At 55.8% G+C, this 1,995-nt stretch carries 3 protein-coding genes; 2 read left to right on the forward strand and 1 reads right to left on the reverse strand.

What is annotated here, in order from left to right; all coding sequences use genetic code 11:
* The coding region (locus tag G5V65_RS21695) for a glycine betaine ABC transporter substrate-binding protein (protein ID WP_277602980.1) at nt 1-331 on the forward strand (331 nt) is incomplete at its 5' end.
* 75 nt (nt 332-406) lie between these two features.
* On the forward strand, nt 407-1,438 hold the full coding sequence (locus G5V65_RS21700) for a quaternary amine ABC transporter ATP-binding protein (RefSeq protein WP_165054675.1): 1,032 nt from the start codon (nt 407-409) through the stop codon (nt 1,436-1,438).
* A gap of 97 nt (nt 1,439-1,535) precedes the next feature.
* Here G5V65_RS21700 and G5V65_RS22945 read toward each other — a convergent pair whose 3' ends face one another.
* The gene (locus G5V65_RS22945; protein ID WP_350339468.1) at nt 1,536-1,895 is read right to left on the reverse strand and encodes a type IIL restriction-modification enzyme MmeI; all 360 of its coding nucleotides are present in this window, start codon (nt 1,893-1,895) and stop codon (nt 1,536-1,538) included.
* Between the last annotated feature and the right edge of the window lie 100 nt (nt 1,896-1,995).

Consider the following 1,995-nt stretch of genomic DNA (forward strand, 5'->3'; position numbering starts at 1 on the left):
CCAGAATGCTGCGGGTTCGAGGCTTGATCCACCCGACTTCGGCCGTTTGCGCGACGACAGACACCGCTCGGGGCGAAGAACGCTTGCCCAGCGAGCAAAATCAGGCGATCTTGAAGTCAAGCGGCAGGCCACTTGGGGAATGTCGGATCAAAAGGCGCTCGAAGAAACCCAACCAGAAGTGGCGCGGCTGTTCCGAAATGTGAGTCTTGATACTGACACACTTTCGCAAATGACTTTTGCCCTGGTCATAGAGAAACAGGATCCGGCTGAGTTCGCTAAGAACTGGACGGCTACTCACGCAGATCGTGTGCTTGGCTGGTTGAGTGACTGACTCACCTCTAACTGCCTTTACGACGATACGGGCCGCCGGGTTCTGCCGGCGGTCGCTTGCTGGGGTAAGCAGAGCATGACTGAAACAGTTGTTAAACTTTCGAATGTCTGGAAGGTCTTCGGTGCGGATGCCGCGAAGGCACTTCTCGCAATTAAGGCTGAAGGCCTGATTAAGGCGGACGCGCTTAAGCGGTTCAATTGCGTCGTCGGTGTTCGAGATGCAAGTTTCGAGGTAATGCGGGGAGAGATATTCTGCATTATGGGTCTTTCCGGGTCGGGCAAGTCAACACTGGTCAGGCATGTCAACCGGCTGATTGCGCCAACCTCCGGCCGGATCGAAATACTGGGGCGCGATATCTCCAAGCTGAATGAACGCCAATTGCGCGAGGTCAGGGCGACACAAATCGGCATGGTGTTCCAGCATATGGCGCTCATGCCGCACCGATCGGTCCGCGACAATGTCTGCTATCCTCTTGAAATCCGCCAGATCCCGAAGTCTCGTCGGTGGGCCATATCGGAGCATGCGTTGCAGCTGGTCGATCTCGGCGGCTATGAGGATCGGCTGCCAAGCGAGCTGTCGGGCGGAATGCAGCAGCGTGTCGGGATCGCCCGCGCGCTGGCCTCTGATCCGGAGATTCTGTTGATGGACGAGCCCTTCTCAGCGCTCGACCCGCTGATCCGAATGCAGCTGCAGGATCAGTTCCTCCAGCTCGCGACACAGCTCAAGAAGACCACGATCTTCATCACTCATGATCTGGACGAAGCGATCCGTATCGGAAACCGCATTGCGATCATGAAAGACGGTGTGATCGTCCAGGTTGGCACGCCGGAAGATATAGTCCTGAACCCAGCGGACGACTACGTGCGCGCCTTCGTTCAGGGCATCTCCAAGCTGAAGCTCGTGCGCGCCCATTCCATCATGGAACCAGTAGCGCCAAGCGGCTTGGCGCTAGACTGCGCCCCTCGTGCGCATCCGGATTCTACCCTTGATCAGCTTATCGATCTTTCGGTCGACAGCGATCTGCCGGTTTTCATCGTCGATGACGGCAAGGAGGTGGGGATCGTTACGAAACAAGCACTGCTCCGCGGCGTCCAGGGAGGCAAATGATGGCTGATGTTGTTGTTACCGCTGCGACCAGGATCGAAGTCGATCACCATGCGCTCGATGAATCCGTCACGCGGTTCGCCGGACAGAATGGCCGATACTATGCTTCGGCCTTCCGCCAGATCCACGAATCCTCTGCGTCGCTGCCATTCACATTTAATACCAAATTCAGTCTGGAAGCGATTAGTGCCACGGTCCAAACCTGCTTCACTGGCATCCCAAATGACGAATTTGATAGCGCAGTTCCGGCAGGAAGAAGCCCAATAGGAAGATAGGGCCTATTCTCGGAACTTGTTACGGGAACACAGATGACAGGTGAAGTAGCGAGAGGCTTTCGTTCGTCAAATCTGTGCGACCAAGCGGCACCGGCAACAGTCGCTTTTTTGGAGCTGCCCAAGCGAAAGTCTCGCACCCTATGAAAGCGATCTCGAAGTGCGGTTATCGCAAGAGCATCGCTCAAGCTGTCATCATCTACCCAAATGCAACATCTTTTAATCTTACCCTCTTACGCCGCTTGCCCGCTGAGCCTGCCATAAAAGCTACGCTCAAGATGCAGCTCC

Origin of the sequence: Paragemmobacter kunshanensis, from assembly GCF_011059185.1 — a bacterium.
GTDB lineage: Bacteria > Pseudomonadota > Alphaproteobacteria > Rhodobacterales > Rhodobacteraceae > Paragemmobacter > Paragemmobacter kunshanensis.

What these genes read in the sequence shown, in the direction of transcription:
- G5V65_RS21700 (WP_165054675.1), top strand. Translation starts at nt 407, where the DNA reads ATGACTGAAACAGTTGTTAAACTTTCGAATGTCTGGAAGGTCTTCGGT.